This is a genomic window from Asaia sp. VD9, assembly GCF_037150015.1.
Taxonomy (GTDB): domain Bacteria; phylum Pseudomonadota; class Alphaproteobacteria; order Acetobacterales; family Acetobacteraceae; genus Asaia.
The window spans coordinates 356,622-374,329 of sequence record NZ_JBBCQM010000003.1; the positions used below are offsets into that span (position 1 = coordinate 356,622).

Sequence of the window (17,708 nt, forward strand, 5' to 3'; positions counted from 1 at the left end):
AAACAATGTGAAACTTCCGAGAAACCTCAGCCGAGCTTGTCCAGCAGATCCGCGTGATGGGCGCCCCAACGATAGAGCAACTCGATCGGCTCGATGAAGCGTTGGCCGAGCGGGGTCAGGCGGTATTCGACGCGGGGGGGCATGATTTCGAGTACTACCCGTGCAATCAGCCCACGCTCCTGCAATTCACGCAGGGTCTGGGTCATCATCTTTTTCGACAGGCCGGGGATGTTGCGCTGGAGCGCGCCGGGCCGGGCGCTGCCCCCCATCAGATGGATGGCGTGCAGGATCATGGTGATCCATTTGCCGGAGAAGAGGCGCAGAAGGCGGCGTGGCGCGCAATCTTCGGTGAAAGGGGCCTGTTTCAGAGCTTCAGGCAGAGCGGGCAGGTCCGACGACGCGATTACGGGATGATCGGCGTCGTTTTCGGCAGGCAGGATGCAATCGGCCATCATGGTTCCCTTTTGGTACCCAGGGCACAAAATAGTGCCGGATTGTCCTTTCTGAGCGGTTATGGCCAGTTTCACCAGCACAATTGAGAAAAGGAGGCCATCATGCCCCAGACTGCCCTGATCATCGGTGCGACGGGTCTTGTCGGACAAAATCTCGCCAACCGGTTGCTGGCGGAAGGCTGGACCGTTCACGGGCTCGCGCGCCGTGTGGAATCGCTGCCTGATACGATCCTGCCGGTGCAGGCCGACACGCTCGATCCTGCCTCGCTGCGTGAGGCCCTTGCCGGGCTGACACCGAGCCATGTGTTCTTCACCACCTGGACACGGCGCGACACCGAACGCGAGAACTGCATTGCCAATGCGGCCATGCTCCGCAACGTGTTCGAGGCCTTGCCCCATCCAGAAAAGCTGGTCCATGCCAGCCTCGTCACCGGTCTCAAGCATTATCTCGGCCCGTTCGACGCCTATGCCAAAGGGGCGCCGCCGGTCACGCCGTTCCGGGAAAGCATGGGGCGTCTGGACGGTGAGAATTTCTACTACGCCCAGGAGGATGTGCTGTTCGACGCGGCGGCGCGTCATGGTTTTGCCTGGTCAGTCCATCGGCCTCATACGGTCATCGGCTTTGCTCTGGGCAATCTGATGAATATGGGCACGACACTGGCCGTCTATGCGTCGCTCTGCCGCGAAACCGGCATGCCCTTCGTGTTTCCGGGCTCGCCCGTCCAATGGTCCGCCCTGACCGATGTGACCGATGCGCGCCAACTCGCGCATCAGATCCACTGGGCGGCAACCAGCCCGGCGGGTCGAAATGAGGCGTTCAATATCGTCAATGGCGATGTGTTCCGCTGGAGTACGCTCTGGTCTGAGATCGCCGCCTGGTTCGGCATCGAGGCCGCGCCCTATCCGGGCCAGGCGAGCTCACTCGAGGCTATGCTGGCCGGGAAAGAGGGAGTCTGGGCCGAGTTGGCGCAGCGTCATGGTCTTGCAGAGAGCAATCTCGGCCGCGTGGCGTCGCCCTGGCATACCGATGCCGATCTGGGCCGACCCGTGGAATGTGTGACGGATATGGGCAAGAGCCGGGCATTCGGCTTTACGGGATATCGTGACACGCGGGACTCGTTTGGCGATCTCTTCTCCCTGCTGCGTGCACGCAAGATCATCCCCTGATCGTCGCGGGCGTTGCTCAGGCGGCGACAAGACCCGCCTGAAGCGACGGGGCGCCGTCGGGGAAGACCCGGCCGAGGGCAGAGCGCGGCATATGCAGGTGATCGCAGAGCACCGAGGCGATCACACTGCGCAGATCGGTGGTGGGGGCAAGGTCGCGATTGTCGAATAGCTGGCTTTGGCGCAGCCCTGGCCAGGTCCCGGCCACGCGTCCCCCTTTCACTGCGCCCCCTGCGAGAAAGGCCACGGCGCCTGTGCCATGATCGGTGCCGCCGGTGCCGTTCATGCGCGCCGTGCGCCCGAATTCGGTCATGGCCAGAACCACGCTATGCGACCACGCGTTGCCCAGCCCGTCACGGAGCGCCTCGATACCGGCATCGAGGCGCGACAGCGGCGAGCGAAGCGCGGCGATCTGCCCGGCATGGGTGTCCCAGCCGCCGATCTCCAGCGCCGCCACGCGCGGTCCGTCGGGCTGGGCGAGCATCACCCCCGCTGCCGAGGCGAGGCGGGTAAACCCGTCCTGCCTATTATTAGCTTGAGTCAAGGAAGGTGCACCGCCCGGACCGGGAGCACCCGTCATGGCGGCGCTCTCGCCCGGCGCTGTCGCCAGAGCCGTGTCCGAAAAGCCTCGCGCCTGCAATCCGTTACGAAAGGCGGGACCGGTCAGGGGGTCATGCGTGTTGAGCTGGGCGATCTGCTGGTACAGCGCATCGCTCGGGTGCTGGCTTCCAGCCGGGGCATAGCTGCCGATCCGCGCCGGGCCGCGGAGCAGGAGCGGTACATCGAGACCGAGGGCCAGACCCAGCCCTTCCGGACGGGCATTCTGCCCCGGCAGGGCCGAGACGGCGCGGTTGAGCCAGCCGCTCGTCAGTCGATGATCGGCACCGCTCTCCAGATAATCCTGGGCGTCGAAATGCGAGCGCGTGCGATAGGGCGCGGCCACCGCATGGACGGGAAGCATCTGCCCCTGGCCATAAAGCGTATGCAGCCCCGCCAATGCAGGGTGCAGACCGAAATACCCGCCCAGATCGAGCAGCCCCCCGTCCTGACCGGGCTCGGGCAAGACGAGGGCACGCCTAAGGGCCATGAGCCCTGGATCGCCGTAAGGCGTCACCGCAGCCATGCCATCCAGTGCGCCGCGCATCAGGATGACCACGAAGCGTGGATCGTCCCGGCGCAGGGAGGGGGCGGCCAGTGCAAGGGAGGAGCGACCGAGGGTCCAGCTTGCAGCCAGACCGAGCAGGGCAGAGCGACGACGAAGCATCATGGGTCAACGCCTCTGGAATTCGGGTGAAGAGAAAAGCAAAGTGAGCGCATCGCGCCGCGAGCCGGCATGCTGCATGGCCAGCCGCGTGGCGGGGCGGAGTGCGCTGCCAAGAGCGGTCTGGGCCAGTTCTTCGGGATTGGCGTCATGCAGCCCGCCCGCCAGACGATAGGCCCAGTCGGTGCGCGCCAGCATGTCCGAAGGCGCCGACCAGTCCGAGGCGAGATTGCTCCATCCATTGGGCATGGGGGCGGTCCAGACGGGCTGGCCCAGCGCGCTACAGGCCGAGGCCAGAACCAGAGCGGGCGGGTGTGGGGCATTCGCGGCCTGACCATCCAGGGCATTTCCGATTCCGGATGCCCGCAGGGCCGCCGCCGCATATTCCATGGGGGTGCGCAGCTTCGTCCCGGCCGGTACGGTGGCTGCACACTCGATCAGCGCATGGGTGGCGGCAAGAAGACTGCCGTCGCTGCGCTGTAATGCCGCGGTGAGCGCGGCGACGTGGCCGGGGTTGGGCGTATCGGTCAGGAAGTGGCGGAGCATTTGCGTCGCGATGTGACGATACGTGGCAGGGTGGGTGCCGAGAAAGGCCAGCGCCGCCACGCCGCCTTCCTCACCCTCGGGAAAACTTTGTCCCATGAGGGATTTGTCACCCGGCTGGTGGGCACGCGGATTGAAGCGGAAGCCAGGGGTGTCGGCCTTCATGTCCACGCCCCATCCGGTCAGGATTGCGGCAAATGAGGTGACATCTGCCTGGGTATACCCGGACGCGGGCGACACCGTGTGCAGCTCCAGACATTCACGCGCGAGGTTTTCATTGAGACCCCGGTTCTGACGCAAGCCGGCTGGGCTCTGCGGTCCCACCGAGGCGACATTGTCGAGATACATCAGCATGGCCGGATGGCGCATCACTGCCACAAGCATGTCGACGAAGCGCCCTGTGACATGGGGGCGTATGGCCTCGCGCATATAGGCCCCCGCGACGGATTTGACCCGATCCTGTTTCAGGCTGACCGTGAAGTGGTTGAACCAGAACCAGGCCAGTCTCTCGCGAAATGGTTGTGGGCTTTCCAGCACGGCGCCAAGCTGCGTGGTTAGTTCTGCCTTGAGTATGGGCTTGACCAGCGGGTTGCCACGCAGCTTGTCCTGTCTCTGGCTGCGCAAGGCTATGAGGCCTTCGGCACTTGGACCGACCCCCTCAAACAGGACTTGGTCCGGCCCTTCGATCTGCCCGGCAAGCCATGCACGCCATTCACGGGGAGGGGCTTCATCGGGGCGGGCACCCCAGCCGAACCTGTTCTGCACATCGACGACCTGCATGATGCCTCCGCCTCACTGGCATGGGTGGCGCAACCGGGGATCGAGGCTTGAAGAGCCCTGATCGTATCAAACTGTGTATGCGCTTTATGGCGGAAAGAGAGCCGGGATGTAACGTTAATTGGCGCCCATCTTCTCTGAGCCCCAGCCGCTCCCATGTTCCCAAATCCGGCCCGACCCGCTATGGCTCAGCGCAGTCGATCAAGCCTGGATGGGAGAGTGACATGACGACCGTAGCAAGACGTGGCGTCTGCCTCGTGATTTCGGCCCCCTCTGGCGCTGGGAAATCGACCATCGCCAATGCGCTGCGCGCCGGTGATTCAAGTCTTGTTCATTCCGTGTCGGTCACCACGCGTGCGCCGCGCCCTGGCGAGAAAGAGGGCGTGCACTACCATTTCCGCACCATGGAGCAGTTTCGTGACATGGCTGCCGCAGGGGAATTGCTGGAATGGGCCGAGGTCTTCGGGCGCGGCTATGGCACGCCGCGTGCGCCGGTCGAGGCGGCACTCGCCGCCGGGCGGGACATGGTGTTCGATATCGATTGGCAGGGGCACAGGCTGCTGCGTGATGCCTTGCCCGATGATGTTGTGAGCCTGTTCGTGCTGCCCCCTTCGATGAAGGAACTCGACCGGCGTCTGCGTTCACGGGCTTCCGATGCGGAGTCGGAAATCGACAAGCGCATGGGTGCGGCTCTGGCCGAGATCTCGCATTGGAGCGAATTTGATCATGTGATCATCAATGCCGAACTGGACCGCGCCGTGCGCGAGGCGCAGGCAATTCTGGTGGCTGCCCGGCTCAAGACGAAGCGCCAGCATGGTCTGGCGGCGTTGATGACCGAATACGAGGCGCATAGACCCACCTGAATGCGCCGCATTCAGGCTTTGATGCTTTCCCGCGTGAGACTTCTCCTGAGAAAAGGACTCACGATATCTTGGATGGGATTATTTCGTCTTTCCTCGTCTTGCCTGTAAGCTGGGTTATGTCCTGACTCCGTTTCGCCGGAGTAAAGGGGATTCCTGTAGCAGGTAACGAGAGAGCGAATGCACACCATGAATGAAGTAACATCATGAGTACCGGGCAGGTATCGCGCGTTCGTCTTGCCAAGGCGATCGGACAGGTTGCGAGCGGCAACATGCTCGAAATGTACGATTTCATGGTGTTCGGCTATTACGCGGCCGATATCGGCAGGGCGTTTTTTCCGTCAGGCAATGCGCAGGCCGAGTTGATGTCGTCCTTTGCGACTTTCGGCGCAGGGTTTCTGATGCGTCCTCTCGGTGCGCTCGTACTGGGCGCCTATGTCGATCGTATCGGGCGGCGAAAAGGGCTGATCCTGACGCTCACCCTCATGGCCATCGGTACCATGACGCTCGCCCTGACGCCCGGTTATGAGACGATCGGCATGCTCGCACCTGTACTGGTGCTGCTCGGACGTCTGATCCAGGGATTCTCGGCCGGGGTCGAGGTCGGGTCGAGCTCGGTGTATCTCTCAGAGATTGCGACGGATAAAAACAGGGGGTTCATCGTTGCCTTCCAATCTGCCTCCATCCAATTGGCCGTGGTTGGTGCTGCAGCCATTGGATTTGGCCTGACTTCCTGGCTGGGCGGTCCGGTCATGTCGGCATGGGGGTGGCGTATTCCGCTCTTTCTCGGCTGTCTGATCGTGCCTGTTCTGCTGTTCCTGCGTCGCAACCTGCAGGAAACCGAAGCCTTCGAATCTCAGACCACTCATCCCGATCTGCGCGAGATTGTCCTCTCCCTGATCCGTAACTGGTATGTCGGTCTGATCGGCATCCTGACCGGCGTGATGAGTACGGTCTCCTTCTACGTCATCACGGCTTATTGCCCGGCCTTCGGCTCGCGCATCCTGCATCTCGGTCGGCAGGATGCGTTGCTGGTCACGCTCTGCGCAGGTCTTGCCAATCTGATTCTGGTGCCGGTTTTCGGCTACGTCTCCGACCGGATCGGACGCAAGAAACTGCTGGTCAGCGCGACGGCGCTCGTCATCTGCGTTGCCTGGCCTCTTATGCGCTGGCTGGTGGCGGCGCCGGATTTTGGCAGGTTGCTGACCGTCGAGCTCATATTGGCCGCGCTTTACAGCGCCTATAACGGGGCCGCCATTGTCTGGCTGACCGAGATCGTGCCGCCGCGTATTCGTACCACGGGCTTTTCTCTGGCCTATAGCCTGGCGACCTGTATCGGAGGCTTCAGTCCTGCTGTGTGTACCTGGCTGATCGAGCAGACGCAGGACCGGGCAATGCCCGCCCTGTGGCTTTCTGCGGCAGCCTTTTGCGGATTGGTGGCGGCCATCGTCTCGCGCCCCTATGTCGAACGCAGCCCGCCTTCCGTAAAATAGAGAACGCCGGAAAAACAGAAAGGCCGGGAGAGCCTCCCGGCCTTTCTGTGATCAGAAGCGAGTGCGCTGCGTCTATTCGCGCTCGACCTGCAGTTTCTTGATATTGGCGATGGCCTTGGCCGGGTTCAGGCCCTTGGGACAGGTCTGGGTGCAGTTCATGATGGTGCGGCAGCCATAGAGCTTCATGGAATCGTCCAGGGCTTCCAGACGTTCGCCCGTATGGTCGTCGCGGCTGTCCATGATCCAGCGATTGGCGGCGAGCAATGTGGCCGGGCCGAGATAGCGGTCGCCATTCCACCAATAGGACGGGCAGGACGTGCTGCAGCAGAAGCACAAAATGCATTCCCACATGCCGTCGAGCTTCTCGCGCTCTTCCACGCTCTGCAGGCGCTCGGTATCGGGCGGCGGCGGGGTGTCACTCTTCAGCCAGGGCTGAATGGATTCGAGCTGGGCATAGGCGCCATTCAGATTGGGCACCAGATCCTTGACCACGGGCATGTGCGGCAGCGGGTTGATCCTGACCGTGCCCTTGATCGAACTGATGGGCTTGAGGCAGGCCAGCGTATTCTCGCCGTCGATATTCATGGCGCAGGACCCGCAGATCCCCTCGCGGCAGGAGCGCCGGAAGGTCAGCGTCGCGTCGATATGGTCCTTGATATAGAGCAGCGCATCCAGAACCATCGGCCCGACCTTGTCGAGATCGAGTTCGTAGCTGTCGAGGCTCGGATTGGACTCGTCATCGGGCGACCAGCGATAGACCTGAAACGTAGCCTTTCGCGTGGCTTCGGCAGGAGCCGGATAGAATTTGCCGGGGCGGGTCGTGCTGTTTTTGGGCAGGCGGAGTTCAACCATGGTGAGGCTCCTCAGTAAACACGTTTCTTGGGCGGGAAAACCTCGACATCATTGGTCAGGGTCTGCATCCGCACCGGCCGGTAGAGCAGGCTCACCGCACCGTCCTTATCGAGATAGGAGACGGTATGTTTCATCCAGTGCTCGTCATCGCGTTCGGGGTAATCGTCATGCGCATGGGCGCCGCGTGTTTCATGACGCGCATGGGCACTTTCGATGGTGACCGTGGCATTGGCCAGCAAATTCGAGAATTCGAGCGCTTCCATCAGGTCGCTGTTCCAGATCAGAGAGCGATCGGCCAGCCCCATATGCTGGGCGTCCTTCCACAATTCGCGGATTTTCGCGCAGCCTTCGGCGAGTGATTTCGTGTTGCGAAAGACGGCTGCATGGCTCTGCATGATGCGTTGCAGACGTTCGCGCAGCTCTGCCACCGTGAATTTTCCCGAAGCTTCGCGTGTTTTGTCGAAGCCGTCGAGAATGGCCTCTCCGGCATTTTTCGGCAAAGGCGGCACGGGCACGTTCGGGTCGATGATCTCGGCGGCGCGCTTGCCCGCTGCGCGACCGAAGACGATGAGATCGAGCAATGAATTTGTGCCGAGACGGTTGGCACCATGCACGGAAACGCAGGCGGCTTCGCCCACGGCCATGAGGCCGGGTACGACGGCTTCGGGATTCTCGGCCGTGGGGCGGAGCACTTCGCCATGCAGATTGGTCGGCACGCCGCCCATGTTGTAATGGACCGTCGGCAGAACCGGTGCGGGCTCCTTGGTCACATCTACGCCTGCGAAGATACGCGCGGTTTCGGAAATGCCGGGCAGGCGCTGATGCAGCAATTCCGGGCCAAGATGCTCCAGATGCAGCATGATATGGTCCTTTTTGGGACCACAGCCACGGCCTTCATTGATCTCGATGGTCATGGCGCGGGATACGACATCGCGCGAGGCCAGATCCTTGGCGGTCGGCGCGTAGCGCTCCATGAAGCGCTCGCCTTCGGAATTGGTCAGATACCCGCCTTCACCGCGACAGCCTTCCGTCAGGAGACATCCTGCCGGGAAAATACCGGTCGGGTGAAACTGGACGAATTCCATGTCCTGTGTCGGCACACCGGCGCGCATGGCCAGTCCGCCACCATCGCCCGTGCAGGAATGGGCCGAGGTGCAGCTCTGGAAGGCACGCCCGTAACCGCCGGTTGCAAGCACGACCATCTTGGCGCTGAAGCGATGGATGGAGCCGTCATCGAGGCACCAGGCCAGGATGCCGCGACAGACGCCTTCATCATCCATGATCAGGTCGAGTACGTAATACTCGACGTAGAAATCGACCCGATGCTTCAGGCATTGCTGATAGAGCGTATGCAGGATGGCGTGGCCGGTCCGATCGGCAGCGGCGCAGGCGCGGGCCACCGGGGCCTTGCCATACTCGCTCATATGGCCGCCGAAGGGACGCTGATAGATCTTGCCATCTTCGGTGCGCGAGAAGGGCACGCCGAAATGCTCGAGCTCCATCACGGCGCTTTCGGCCTCGCGGCACATGAACTCGATCGCGTCCTGATCGCCCAGCCAATCCGAGCCCTTGACGGTGTCGTACATGTGCCAGCGCCAGTTATCCTCGGACATATTGCCCAGCGAGGCACCAATTCCGCCCTGCGCCGCCACGGTATGGCTGCGTGTGGGGAAGACCTTGGTGACGCAGGCCGTGCGCAGACCGCCTGCGCCCATGCCCAGCGTGGCGCGCAGACCCGAGCCCCCGGCACCGACCACCACGACATCATAGGCGTGATCGACGATGCGGTATTTCTTGGCGGATTCCGCGCTCATGAGCGTCCCTCCTTTGGGCGGGTGATGAGGATACGGGCGAGCGAGGCACAGCCGAGCGCCACGAAAAGAAGGGTGCTGAGACGAATGACCAGGCGCAGGCCGAAACGCCGCCAGCCCCGCGAGTAATCGGAAGCCACGACCTCAAGCCCAAGCTGGGCATGGCGCGCGGTCAGCGCGATCAGCAGGCCCAGAGGGGCGGCATTCTGCACACGCCCCGCCCAGGCCAGAATGGCCTCGCGGTCGCGCCCGGCGAGACGGAGGATCTGGGCAACACCCCAGATGGAAAGCGGGCCAAGAAGCACGGCCGAGATGCGCTCGGCGGTCCAGTGCTCGGCGCCATCGGCCATGCCCCCAAGCCCCTTGGCGCGCGCCAGAGGCGTGCGCATGTCGGAAGAGCGGTTCATGCGCGTGTTCCCTTGCTGCGGCGACGGGAGAGGGCGACAAAGGCGGTGGCCAGCGTGAGCGACAGCCCGGCGGTCACGAAGACCGAGCGTTTGCCATCCTCGTCGATTTCCTTCTTCTCGAAGCGCGCACCGCTATCCCAGATCAGATGGCGGATGCTGGCGATGAAATGATAGAGCGTGGCAACGCCCCAGCCGAGAAAGATCAGGCGCCCGAGCGGGTGCGTCGCGACGCGTTGGGCGCGGGCAAAAGCGCGCGGGCCCTGGGCGAGGGCAGCCAGCCAGGCGACCGCCAGACCAGCGCCGAGAGACGAGGCGACGCCCGCCATGCGATTGCCGATCGAAAGCGCCATGGAAAGGCGGAAACGATAAATATCCAGATGCGGCGACATGGGACGTCGAATGGCCCGCCCATCAGTGTCGGTGCCGTGATAGAACGCTTCGCGTCCGTCGGAAGCCATGGCGATACCTCGGAATTCTGTGCTTCGGGCTATGCGATACATAACCCACATAGTCGCATTCCTATGGCGCGTCATGTGCATATTGATGTGAGAATCGGCACTGATTTCGTCTTGTATGTAACATCCCGCCTGGCCTTGCAGCGCCTGTTCCTCACCAAGGCGTGACGTTTTTAAAGGGGCGCGCTCGCGCTTATCGCGTGATAGGACGAGAACAGAATTCCGTGTCATGTCACATGAAGAGAGTACGATGTCCGACCAGGGTCTCACCGCGCATTCCACCATCACGGGCGGAGTGCTGAAGACTTATCGTCATCTGATCGGGCAGGGTGAGATCGTGGCCGACCCAGCCCAGGCCCAGGCCGCCACGGCCCTGGATCGTCTTGCTCAGGCCCTGCAGTCGCGCCATGAAAAAGGCGATGGTTTTCTGTCGCGTTTCACACGTCGGCGTCCCGACCCCATCAGGGGGCTGTATCTTGTGGGCGAAGTGGGGCGTGGCAAGACCATGCTCATGGATCTTTTTTGTCGTGAAGTTGCTGTGCGCAAGAAGCGCCGTATCCATTTTCATGTCTTCATGCAGGAAGTGCTGCGCGCCCTCCACAAGGGCCAGAGTCTTGGCGGACGACGCGAGGACCCTGTGTATGACCTCGCGCAGAAGGTCCATGATCAGTACGACCTGCTCTGTTTCGACGAATTCCAGATCAATGACATGTCGGACGCGGTTCTGATCCTGCGCCTGCTGGACCGTGTGATGGCGCTGGGTACGGTGGTTGTCGCAACTTCCAACACGGCGCCTTCGGATCTGATGAAGAACCAGGTGCAGAACCGGGCCACGATGCGGCCCTATCTTGAGGCTTTTGCCGCCCATATGGAGGTGCTGACCCTGCAAGCCGCGCGTGATTACCGCCGCGGACGCGAGCTGGACAGCCAGGTCTGGGTTTCGCCCCTCTCGGAAGAAAACAATGCGCATTTGCGCCAGAGGTTCGAGAGCATGACCGAGGAGCGTGCCGAACCTGGTGCCGTCGCCATCGGCTCGCGCCGTATTCCTGTGCCGTCCTGTCAGGGGGAGATCGCCTGGTTCACTTTCGATGCCCTGTGCGGATCAGCTCTCGGACCCGCCGATTACCTTGCCATCGTCGCCCGTTTCAAAACCCTGTTCATCGAGGGGATTCCGGCGCTGGTGCCCGATCAGTACGACAAGGCTCGTCGCTTCATCAATCTGATCGACGTGATGTACGAAAATCATACCTGCCTTTTCGCCACCGCTGCGACACAGCCAGAGGCGCTTTATCAGACAGGTGAGAACGCAAAGGCGTTCGAGCGAACGGCGTCACGTCTCGAGGAAATGCGTTCCAGCGACTGGCGGGACTGAAGGGGCTGATTCAGCGGCATCGGGGCTACTGCCGTCTGCGCGCTGAGGAAAGCGTGATCGAAAAGCATGACGCGCCGCACGGGTCGAATGGCGGCGCGCTGCTCGGGATTGTGTCTCTTTTCTGCGCCGCAACTGGCGCGGCGCAGAGCCGGATGGCTTATTTCCCGGCGGGCAGCAGACCACGATGGGAGAGCATCGGGCCGATTTCCGGGTCCTTGCCATAAAAGGCCTTGAACATCGGACCGTAATCCATGGTGTGTCCCTTCGACAAGATCATGTCGCGGAAGCGCTGGCCGTTTTCGCGGGTCAGGCCACCATGGGACTGGAACCAGGAAAACACGTCCTGATCCAGCATTTCGGTCCAGAGATAGGCATAATAGCCAGCCGAATAGCCATTACCCCAGATATGCAGGAAATAGCTCGAGCGGTAGCGCGGCGGCACATCGGCCACATCGAGACCCGTCTCATTGAGCGCCTTGGCTTCGAACTGATCGACATCCTGACGTGGGGCATCGGCGGACAGGCCATGCCAGGACATGTCGAGCTGGGCAGCGGCCACGATTTCACCCAGCGCATAGCCCTGGTTGAAATGCGCGGCTTTCTTGATCTTCGCGACCAGCTCCGCCGGCATCGGGGCACCGGTCTTGTAGTGGCGGGCGTAATGGGCGAACACCTTCGGGTCCATCGCCCAGTTCTCGTTGAACTGCGAGGGGAACTCGACGAAATCGCGCGCTACGGCCGTGCCCGAAAGCGTGGGATAGGTCTGGCTTGCAAACAGACCGTGCAGCGCATGACCAAATTCGTGGAACATGGTCGTGACGTCGTCTGACGTGATGAGCTGAGGCTGGCCGGGGGCGGCCTTGGTGAAGTTCGCAACGTTGTAGATAACTGGACGCGTCTTCAACAGATCGCTCTGCCCCACGAAATTGGACATCCAGGCGCCACCCGATTTGTTGTCGCGCTTGAAGTAGTCGAAATACATCAGGCCAAGCGGCGAGCCGTCCTTGTCCTTGACTTCGAAGACCATGACATCGGGATTATAGACCGGGATGTCCTTGCGGGGCTCGAAAGTGATCCCGTAGAGCTGGTTCGCGGCGTAGAACACGCCATCGGTCAGCACGGTATTCAGTTCGAAATACGGTTTTACGTCGTTCTGGTTGAGGTCGAATTTCTGCTTGCGCACGCGTTCGGCATAGTAGTTCCAGTCCCACGGCTTGAGCGTGAAATTCTGGTGGTCGTCACCAATCGCCTTTTGCAGCTCGGCGGCTTCACGATGCTGTTCGGCTGCCGTCGCAGGAACGAGCTGACGAATGAAGCTGTTCACAGCAGAAGGCGTCTTGGCCATCTGGTCATACAGCGTATAGGCGGCATAATTCGGATAGCCGAAGAGCGCGGCCTTTTCTGCGCGCAGCTGCGCGATTTCGGCAATGGTCTGGCGGGTGTCGTTCGCGTCGCCCTTCTCGGCGCGCGTCCAGCTCTGATTGAACAGGGCTTCACGTGTGCTGCGATCGCTCAGCGAAGCGAGGTCGGGCTGCTGGGTGGTGTTCTGCAGCGGCAGGACATATTTGCCGGATAGTTTGCGGCCTTCGGCGGCCTTCTGGGCAGAGGCAACAGCGCCGTCATCGAGCCCCGCCAGCGCTTCCTTCTTGTCTACGACCAGAGCCCCGGCCTTCGCGCTCGCGATCAGCTTCTGGTTATAGGCCGTTTCGAGTTTGGAAAGCTGCGTGTTGATGGCCCGGAGCTTCTGCTGGTCAGCATGGTTCAGCTCGGCACCGGAATGCACGAATTGCTGGTAATAGACCTCCAGCAACATGGCCTGCTCGGCGTTCAGGTTCAGCTTGGCACGATTGTCGTACAGCGTCTTGACGCGGTGAAAGAGCTTCGGATTGAGATAGATCTCATCCTGATGCTGGCTGAGCTTGGGCGCTTCCTTGCTGTCAATGGCGTCCATGGCGTCGTCTTTATCCGCCGAGTAGACGCCGTAAAACACGCTCTGCGCGCGGTTCAGTAACTGGCCGGAACGCTCCATGGCGACAATGGTGTTGTCGAAGGTCGGCGCGGCCTTGTTATTGGCGATCGCCTGCATTTCCTTGAGTTGATCGGCCATGCCCTTTTCGAAGGCCGGCACATAGTCGCTGTCCTTTATCTTGTCGAAAGGCGGTGCCTGATAGGGCAGGGGGCTCGCCTGGAACAGGGGATTGGCGGGAACTGCCAGCGCCGTGGAAGAGAGAAGGGGAAGAGCAACAGCTGCAAGAGCCGCAGCATGTCTGAAAACGGGCATGAACAAGGATCCTACGATCGTAACATGATATGTTACCGTAGGAAGGAAACGCAGGGGCGTCAAACCATCTGCAATCCGTTGTTCAGGGCGCAGGCGGCAGGGCCTCTGCTCGGTTCAGAGGGTGGCTTGCGCCGCCTCTTCGGGGTCGAGCACGCGAACCGGGCCACCGCGCAACAGATCCTGTAGCGACATTCGTATCATTTCGGAGCCGGAAAGAGGAGCGGAGAGCGTCAAGGCCGCACCCTGCGCGTCGAAGGCGCATTCGTCCTGCGTCGCGCCCCACTCCGCCAGACGGGCCTGGATGATCGGCAGCAAGCTGAATGGCACGTGACAGGCGAGGCGTTGCATGGGAACGATCTCGACTGCCTCTCCCTGTTTGAGGCAGGACGCCGCTGCACCGCCATAAGCGCGAACCAGCCCGCCTGCGCCCAGCTTGATCCCGCCGAACCAGCGCACGACGATCACCGCCACTTGATCGAATTCCTGTGAATCGATGGCCTGCAGGATGGGTCGCCCTGCCGTTCCCCCCGGCTCACCATCATCGAAGCTGCGATAGCGCCCCCCGATCCGCCACGCCCAGCAATTATGGGTGGCATCGGGCACGCGGACGCGTTCGAAGAAAGCGCCCGCCTCTGCCTCCACGGCAATCGGTCTTGCATGGACGCGGAACAGGCTTTTCTTGACGACCGTATCGAGTTGCGTCTCTGCCACGAGTGTTCGGGTCATGATTTCCCTTCCTGCCCATTTCAGGGTTCTTTCGGCGCGTTCGAGACGCGCTGCCCAAGAAGCAGGGTGCGGCCCCTCATGCAAGGGCTCGGGAATGTCTGGGCTTTGCAGGGCTTTCGTTTACTGCCCCACGAGATAGGCGTCCACGTCCCGCTTGACCGCCTCGGCATAGCCAAGGTCGGGAAAGATCGTTTTCAGGTAGCAGGGGTCATGCTGGCCCGGCTGCCAGGCGCGTACAGAGTCACGAAGCGTGTCGGCTGCCCGAAAACCCGCCAGGCCCGAAGCCCCCTGAAACAGAACCAGCATGGAGGCAAAGCAGACGCCGAGTTTCAGGTCCGGATTGCGTTCAGCGAAGGGCAGACGGCGCAGCCAGAGCAGCGCCCTCATGATCAGGCCAGCGTGGAAAAGGAGCACATAAATGGAATAACGGGCGGGGGCGATCATCACCGCGCCTTCATTCGCCCGTCCAAATCCCGCCATACAGGCGACAGCCAGCCCTGTGAGAATAAGCCCCGTCGAGACGAGCGATGCGCGTGAACAGGATGGGCGAAGAATACAGTCACGAAGGAGAATGGCGACGGCCACCGCTGCCAGGGCCAGGCCGATTACCATGCCGGGCGTTGTCAGGGCAGCCACGCGGGAGAAAGGCAGACCCAGAAAGATTCCGGCATAGGCGATCATGCGGATGAGGGAGGGTGTACCGGGTTCGTGAGGCAGAGCGCCCCTTGCCGCGCTGCCGCCAGGCATGTCATGCCACAGGTACAGAGCGCTCTCGGTCACGCCAATCACGAGGAGTGCGCAGATCAGGGCTGGGGCCAGACGTGCGCGCAGGCCCAGCCAAAGGAGCACCGGCCAGACCACAAGCCCCGTCATGTTCCCGAAGGGGGCCAGAGCTGCACAGAGCATGGCCCCAATGAAGTAGCGTGTCGGCGACGAAGGGCTGAGGATCGCACTGGAGAACAGCACGAGCGCCCCGAGCAGAAAGACGAGGGAGAGGGGGTAGACGCAATTGATGGGCAGGCCGATATCGAGCGCGGCCGTGCTGCTCAGCACGAGCATCGGCACGATGAGCGCGAGTGCCCTGTCGCGCCGCAAGGCATGTTCGGCCATGACGCTCCAGAGCATCCAGGCCATCATCAGGACCGCCATGAGCGTCATGACGATAAAGACGAGCTGATTTCCTCCGCCCAAAGTCAGGTCGAACAGCGTCATCAACCGGACAAAGGCCAGCCGGTGTTCGTTATGGGGATGAATCAAATGCGCCCACCATCCGGACACGCTGTTGGTCCTGAGGGCAATCAGCGCATCGTGCTGCCAGGTGAGCATGTCGAGATAAGGCGTGGTAATGGCTGTCGCCCAGACCATGATCGCGAATAACGCCATCTGCACGCCGAATAACAGCCGCAGAGCCAGGACCGAACGTCCTCTTTGGGGCAGTTCTGACGACCAAGTGGCAACCGACAGCCTGATTCTGCCCAGATGCGATGAGATGGCAGCCATTATTCGGCGCTCCCCCCTATCGAAATGACAGGGAAGGAGGACTATTCCTTGAGACCTGTCTTGCACAGTCATTCAACGAGAACCGATGCAAAACGGTCCGATTGCGATTCGGATCTTCAAGTCTTGATCGTGTGAAACGCTATTTACACGATATTGACGCCTCCGCAATGCAGGCAATCTAACGAGACAGGATGTTGTGTTTCGTTACGTCCCTGACGTGGACGCTTGTACTGCGACAGGCCGGTCCGCAGATTCTGGGTGAACGGCTACTCATCCAGGGGCTGGAACAGTTCAACCAGATCGTTCAGATGCCCGATCTCTTTGAGTGCCAGGCCTTCCGGGGGCTTGGGGCGGGCGCCGCCGCTGGCGACGCGTCGGGGCAGGATGGCCTGCACGAAGCCGAGCTTCTGCGCTTCCTTCAGGCGCAGATCGGTCTGGGAAACCTGGCGTACCTCCCCCGAAAGGCCGACCTCGCCGAAATAGGTGGCCCCTGCCGATGTCGGCACGCCCGTCGCCGCCGAGATCAGCGCCGCTGCGACGGCCATATCGCAGGCGGGTTCGCTGATACGCAGACCGCCTGCAATATTCAGATGGACATCCATCCCCGCCATCTTGAGCCCGCATCGCGCTTCGAGCACAGCCAGAATCATGTTGAGACGCGCCGTTTCCCATCCGACCACCGCGCGTCTTGCCGCGCCCTCGCCCGCCTTGGGAGAGACGAGAGCCTGAATTTCCAGAAGGACCGGTCGTGTACCTTCCATGCCTGCAAAAACAGCCGAGCCCGCGATATTGCCGCGTCGTTCCGCGAGGAAAAGCGCGGAAGGGTTGGGCACTTCCGTCAGCCCCGTATCCGTCATGGCGAACACGCCGATCTCATCCGTGGCGCCGAAACGATTCTTCGCCGCGCGCAGGATACGAAACTGGTGGCCGCGATCGCCCTCAAAATACATGACGGCATCGACCATATGTTCGAGCACACGTGGGCCTGCCAGCGCGCCTTCCTTGGTCACATGGCCGACCAGAACAAGCGAGAACCCGACCGTCTTGGCGAGACGGATCAGCTCAAACGCGCACGCCCGGACCTGGGCGACAGAGCCAGGGGCGCTCTCGATCGTCTCCAACCACATGGTCTGGATGGAATCGATGACCACCACATGGTGCTCGCGGTCCTGCTCCAGCGATCCAGCGATCTCGGACACGTTGATGCTGGCAGCCAGATCGAGCGTTGGTGCATCGAGCTTCAAGCGGCGGGCGCGCAGACGGATCTGATCCACGGCCTCTTCACCCGATACATACAGAACGCGTCGTCCAGCTTGAGCGAGAGCGCAGGTGGCCTGCAGCAGCAGCGTGGATTTGCCGATGCCCGGATCACCGCCCACCAGAACGACAGAGGCCGGAACGAGCCCACCACCGAGCACACGGTCGAATTCGGCAATAGAGGTCTGGATGCGCGGCGGCGGTGTGAGATCGCCGTCCAGATGCATGAGCGTCAGACGCCCGGCGCGCTTGCGTGTCTCGCGATTGGTTGGTTCAACCGCTTCCTCGACAATGGTGTTCCATTCTCCGCAGCCGTCGCAGCGGCCCGACCATTTGCTGGTGACGGCCCCGCAGGCCTGACACACGAAACGGGCTGTGGGACGCTTGGCCATGGGGGAGATCTTCCGGTCTGGGGTTCAGATCGGAAGATAGGGCAGGTGTGGAAACATAACAAGAACGGGCAGGGTTCTTCTTTATTCTGAAGAAAAAGAAGCAAA

Annotated in this window: 15 protein-coding genes; 4 read left to right on the forward strand and 11 right to left on the reverse strand. The window is 61.8% G+C overall.

Features of this window, described 5'->3' with window-relative positions; all coding sequences use genetic code 11:
• Positions 1-26: 26 nt before the first annotated feature.
• A complete protein-coding gene (locus tag WFJ47_RS06250; protein WP_336761637.1) occupies positions 27-455 on the reverse strand; it encodes a helix-turn-helix domain-containing protein in 429 nt (142 codons plus the stop codon).
• Positions 456-554: 99 nt separating this feature from the next.
• Here WFJ47_RS06250 and WFJ47_RS06255 point away from each other — a divergent pair, with 99 nt between their 5' ends.
• Positions 555-1,619 carry an SDR family oxidoreductase gene (locus WFJ47_RS06255; protein ID WP_336761639.1) on the forward strand — a complete coding sequence of 355 codons (1,065 nt, stop codon included), beginning with the start codon at positions 555-557 and terminating at the stop codon, positions 1,617-1,619.
• Positions 1,620-1,635: 16 nt separating this feature from the next.
• Here the strand turns inward: WFJ47_RS06255 and WFJ47_RS06260 are convergent, their stop codons facing one another.
• Together WFJ47_RS06260 and WFJ47_RS06265 are read right to left on the reverse strand one after the other, a co-directional pair.
• On the reverse strand, positions 1,636-2,883 hold the full coding sequence (locus WFJ47_RS06260; protein ID WP_336761641.1) for a DUF1501 domain-containing protein: 1,248 nt from the start codon (positions 2,881-2,883) through the stop codon (positions 1,636-1,638).
• Between the two features lie 3 nt (positions 2,884-2,886).
• On the reverse strand, positions 2,887-4,200 hold the full coding sequence (locus WFJ47_RS06265; RefSeq protein WP_336761643.1) for a DUF1800 domain-containing protein: 1,314 nt from the start codon (positions 4,198-4,200) through the stop codon (positions 2,887-2,889).
• A 221-nt stretch (positions 4,201-4,421) separates the two neighbouring features.
• Between WFJ47_RS06265 and gmk the strand changes: the two genes are divergently transcribed.
• Together gmk and WFJ47_RS06275 are read left to right on the forward strand one after the other, a co-directional pair.
• Positions 4,422-5,060 carry a guanylate kinase gene (gene gmk / locus WFJ47_RS06270; RefSeq protein WP_127103339.1) on the forward strand — a complete coding sequence of 213 codons (639 nt, stop codon included), beginning with the start codon at positions 4,422-4,424 and terminating at the stop codon, positions 5,058-5,060.
• 203 nt (positions 5,061-5,263) lie between these two features.
• Positions 5,264-6,550 (forward strand): MFS transporter, encoded by a 1,287-nt coding sequence (locus WFJ47_RS06275; protein ID WP_336761645.1) that lies wholly within the window; start codon positions 5,264-5,266, stop codon positions 6,548-6,550.
• A 72-nt stretch (positions 6,551-6,622) separates the two neighbouring features.
• Here WFJ47_RS06275 and WFJ47_RS06280 read toward each other — a convergent pair whose 3' ends face one another.
• The 4 genes from WFJ47_RS06280 to sdhC are packed head-to-tail and all read right to left on the reverse strand — an operon-like array spanning position 6,623 to position 10,078.
• Entirely contained in the window at positions 6,623-7,402 is a 780-nt protein-coding gene (locus WFJ47_RS06280) for a succinate dehydrogenase iron-sulfur subunit (protein WP_127103341.1), read from the reverse strand.
• Positions 7,403-7,413: 11 nt separating this feature from the next.
• Positions 7,414-9,216 carry a succinate dehydrogenase flavoprotein subunit gene (gene sdhA, locus WFJ47_RS06285; protein WP_336761648.1) on the reverse strand — a complete coding sequence of 601 codons (1,803 nt, stop codon included), beginning with the start codon at positions 9,214-9,216 and terminating at the stop codon, positions 7,414-7,416.
• Positions 9,213-9,620, reverse strand: coding sequence for a succinate dehydrogenase, hydrophobic membrane anchor protein (gene sdhD / locus WFJ47_RS06290; protein ID WP_127103624.1), 408 nt, complete (start codon positions 9,618-9,620; stop codon positions 9,213-9,215). Before sdhD ends, sdhA begins: the two co-directional genes overlap by 4 nt.
• Positions 9,617-10,078 (reverse strand): succinate dehydrogenase, cytochrome b556 subunit, encoded by a 462-nt coding sequence (gene sdhC, locus WFJ47_RS06295; protein ID WP_336761650.1) that lies wholly within the window; start codon positions 10,076-10,078, stop codon positions 9,617-9,619. The genes sdhD and sdhC overlap by 4 nt, the downstream gene beginning before the upstream one ends.
• A gap of 247 nt (positions 10,079-10,325) precedes the next feature.
• On the opposite strand from sdhC, the gene zapE reads away from it, so the two are divergent.
• Positions 10,326-11,447, forward strand: a complete 1,122-nt coding sequence (gene zapE, locus WFJ47_RS06300) for a cell division protein ZapE (RefSeq protein ID WP_336761652.1) — start codon at positions 10,326-10,328, stop codon at positions 11,445-11,447.
• Between the two features lie 157 nt (positions 11,448-11,604).
• On the opposite strand, the gene WFJ47_RS06305 is transcribed toward zapE, so the two are convergent.
• The 4 genes from WFJ47_RS06305 to radA all read right to left on the reverse strand — a co-directional run bounded on the left by WFJ47_RS06305 (position 11,605) and on the right by radA (position 17,603).
• On the reverse strand, positions 11,605-13,728 hold the full coding sequence (locus WFJ47_RS06305; RefSeq protein ID WP_336761654.1) for a M3 family metallopeptidase: 2,124 nt from the start codon (positions 13,726-13,728) through the stop codon (positions 11,605-11,607).
• 114 nt (positions 13,729-13,842) lie between these two features.
• On the reverse strand, positions 13,843-14,454 hold the full coding sequence (locus WFJ47_RS06310; RefSeq protein ID WP_336761656.1) for a YigZ family protein: 612 nt from the start codon (positions 14,452-14,454) through the stop codon (positions 13,843-13,845).
• A gap of 120 nt (positions 14,455-14,574) precedes the next feature.
• A complete protein-coding gene (locus WFJ47_RS06315) occupies positions 14,575-15,954 on the reverse strand; it encodes a hypothetical protein (protein ID WP_336761658.1) in 1,380 nt (459 codons plus the stop codon).
• A 266-nt stretch (positions 15,955-16,220) separates the two neighbouring features.
• Positions 16,221-17,603 (reverse strand): DNA repair protein RadA, encoded by a 1,383-nt coding sequence (gene radA / locus WFJ47_RS06320; protein ID WP_336761661.1) that lies wholly within the window; start codon positions 17,601-17,603, stop codon positions 16,221-16,223.
• Positions 17,604-17,708 lie beyond the last annotated feature (105 nt).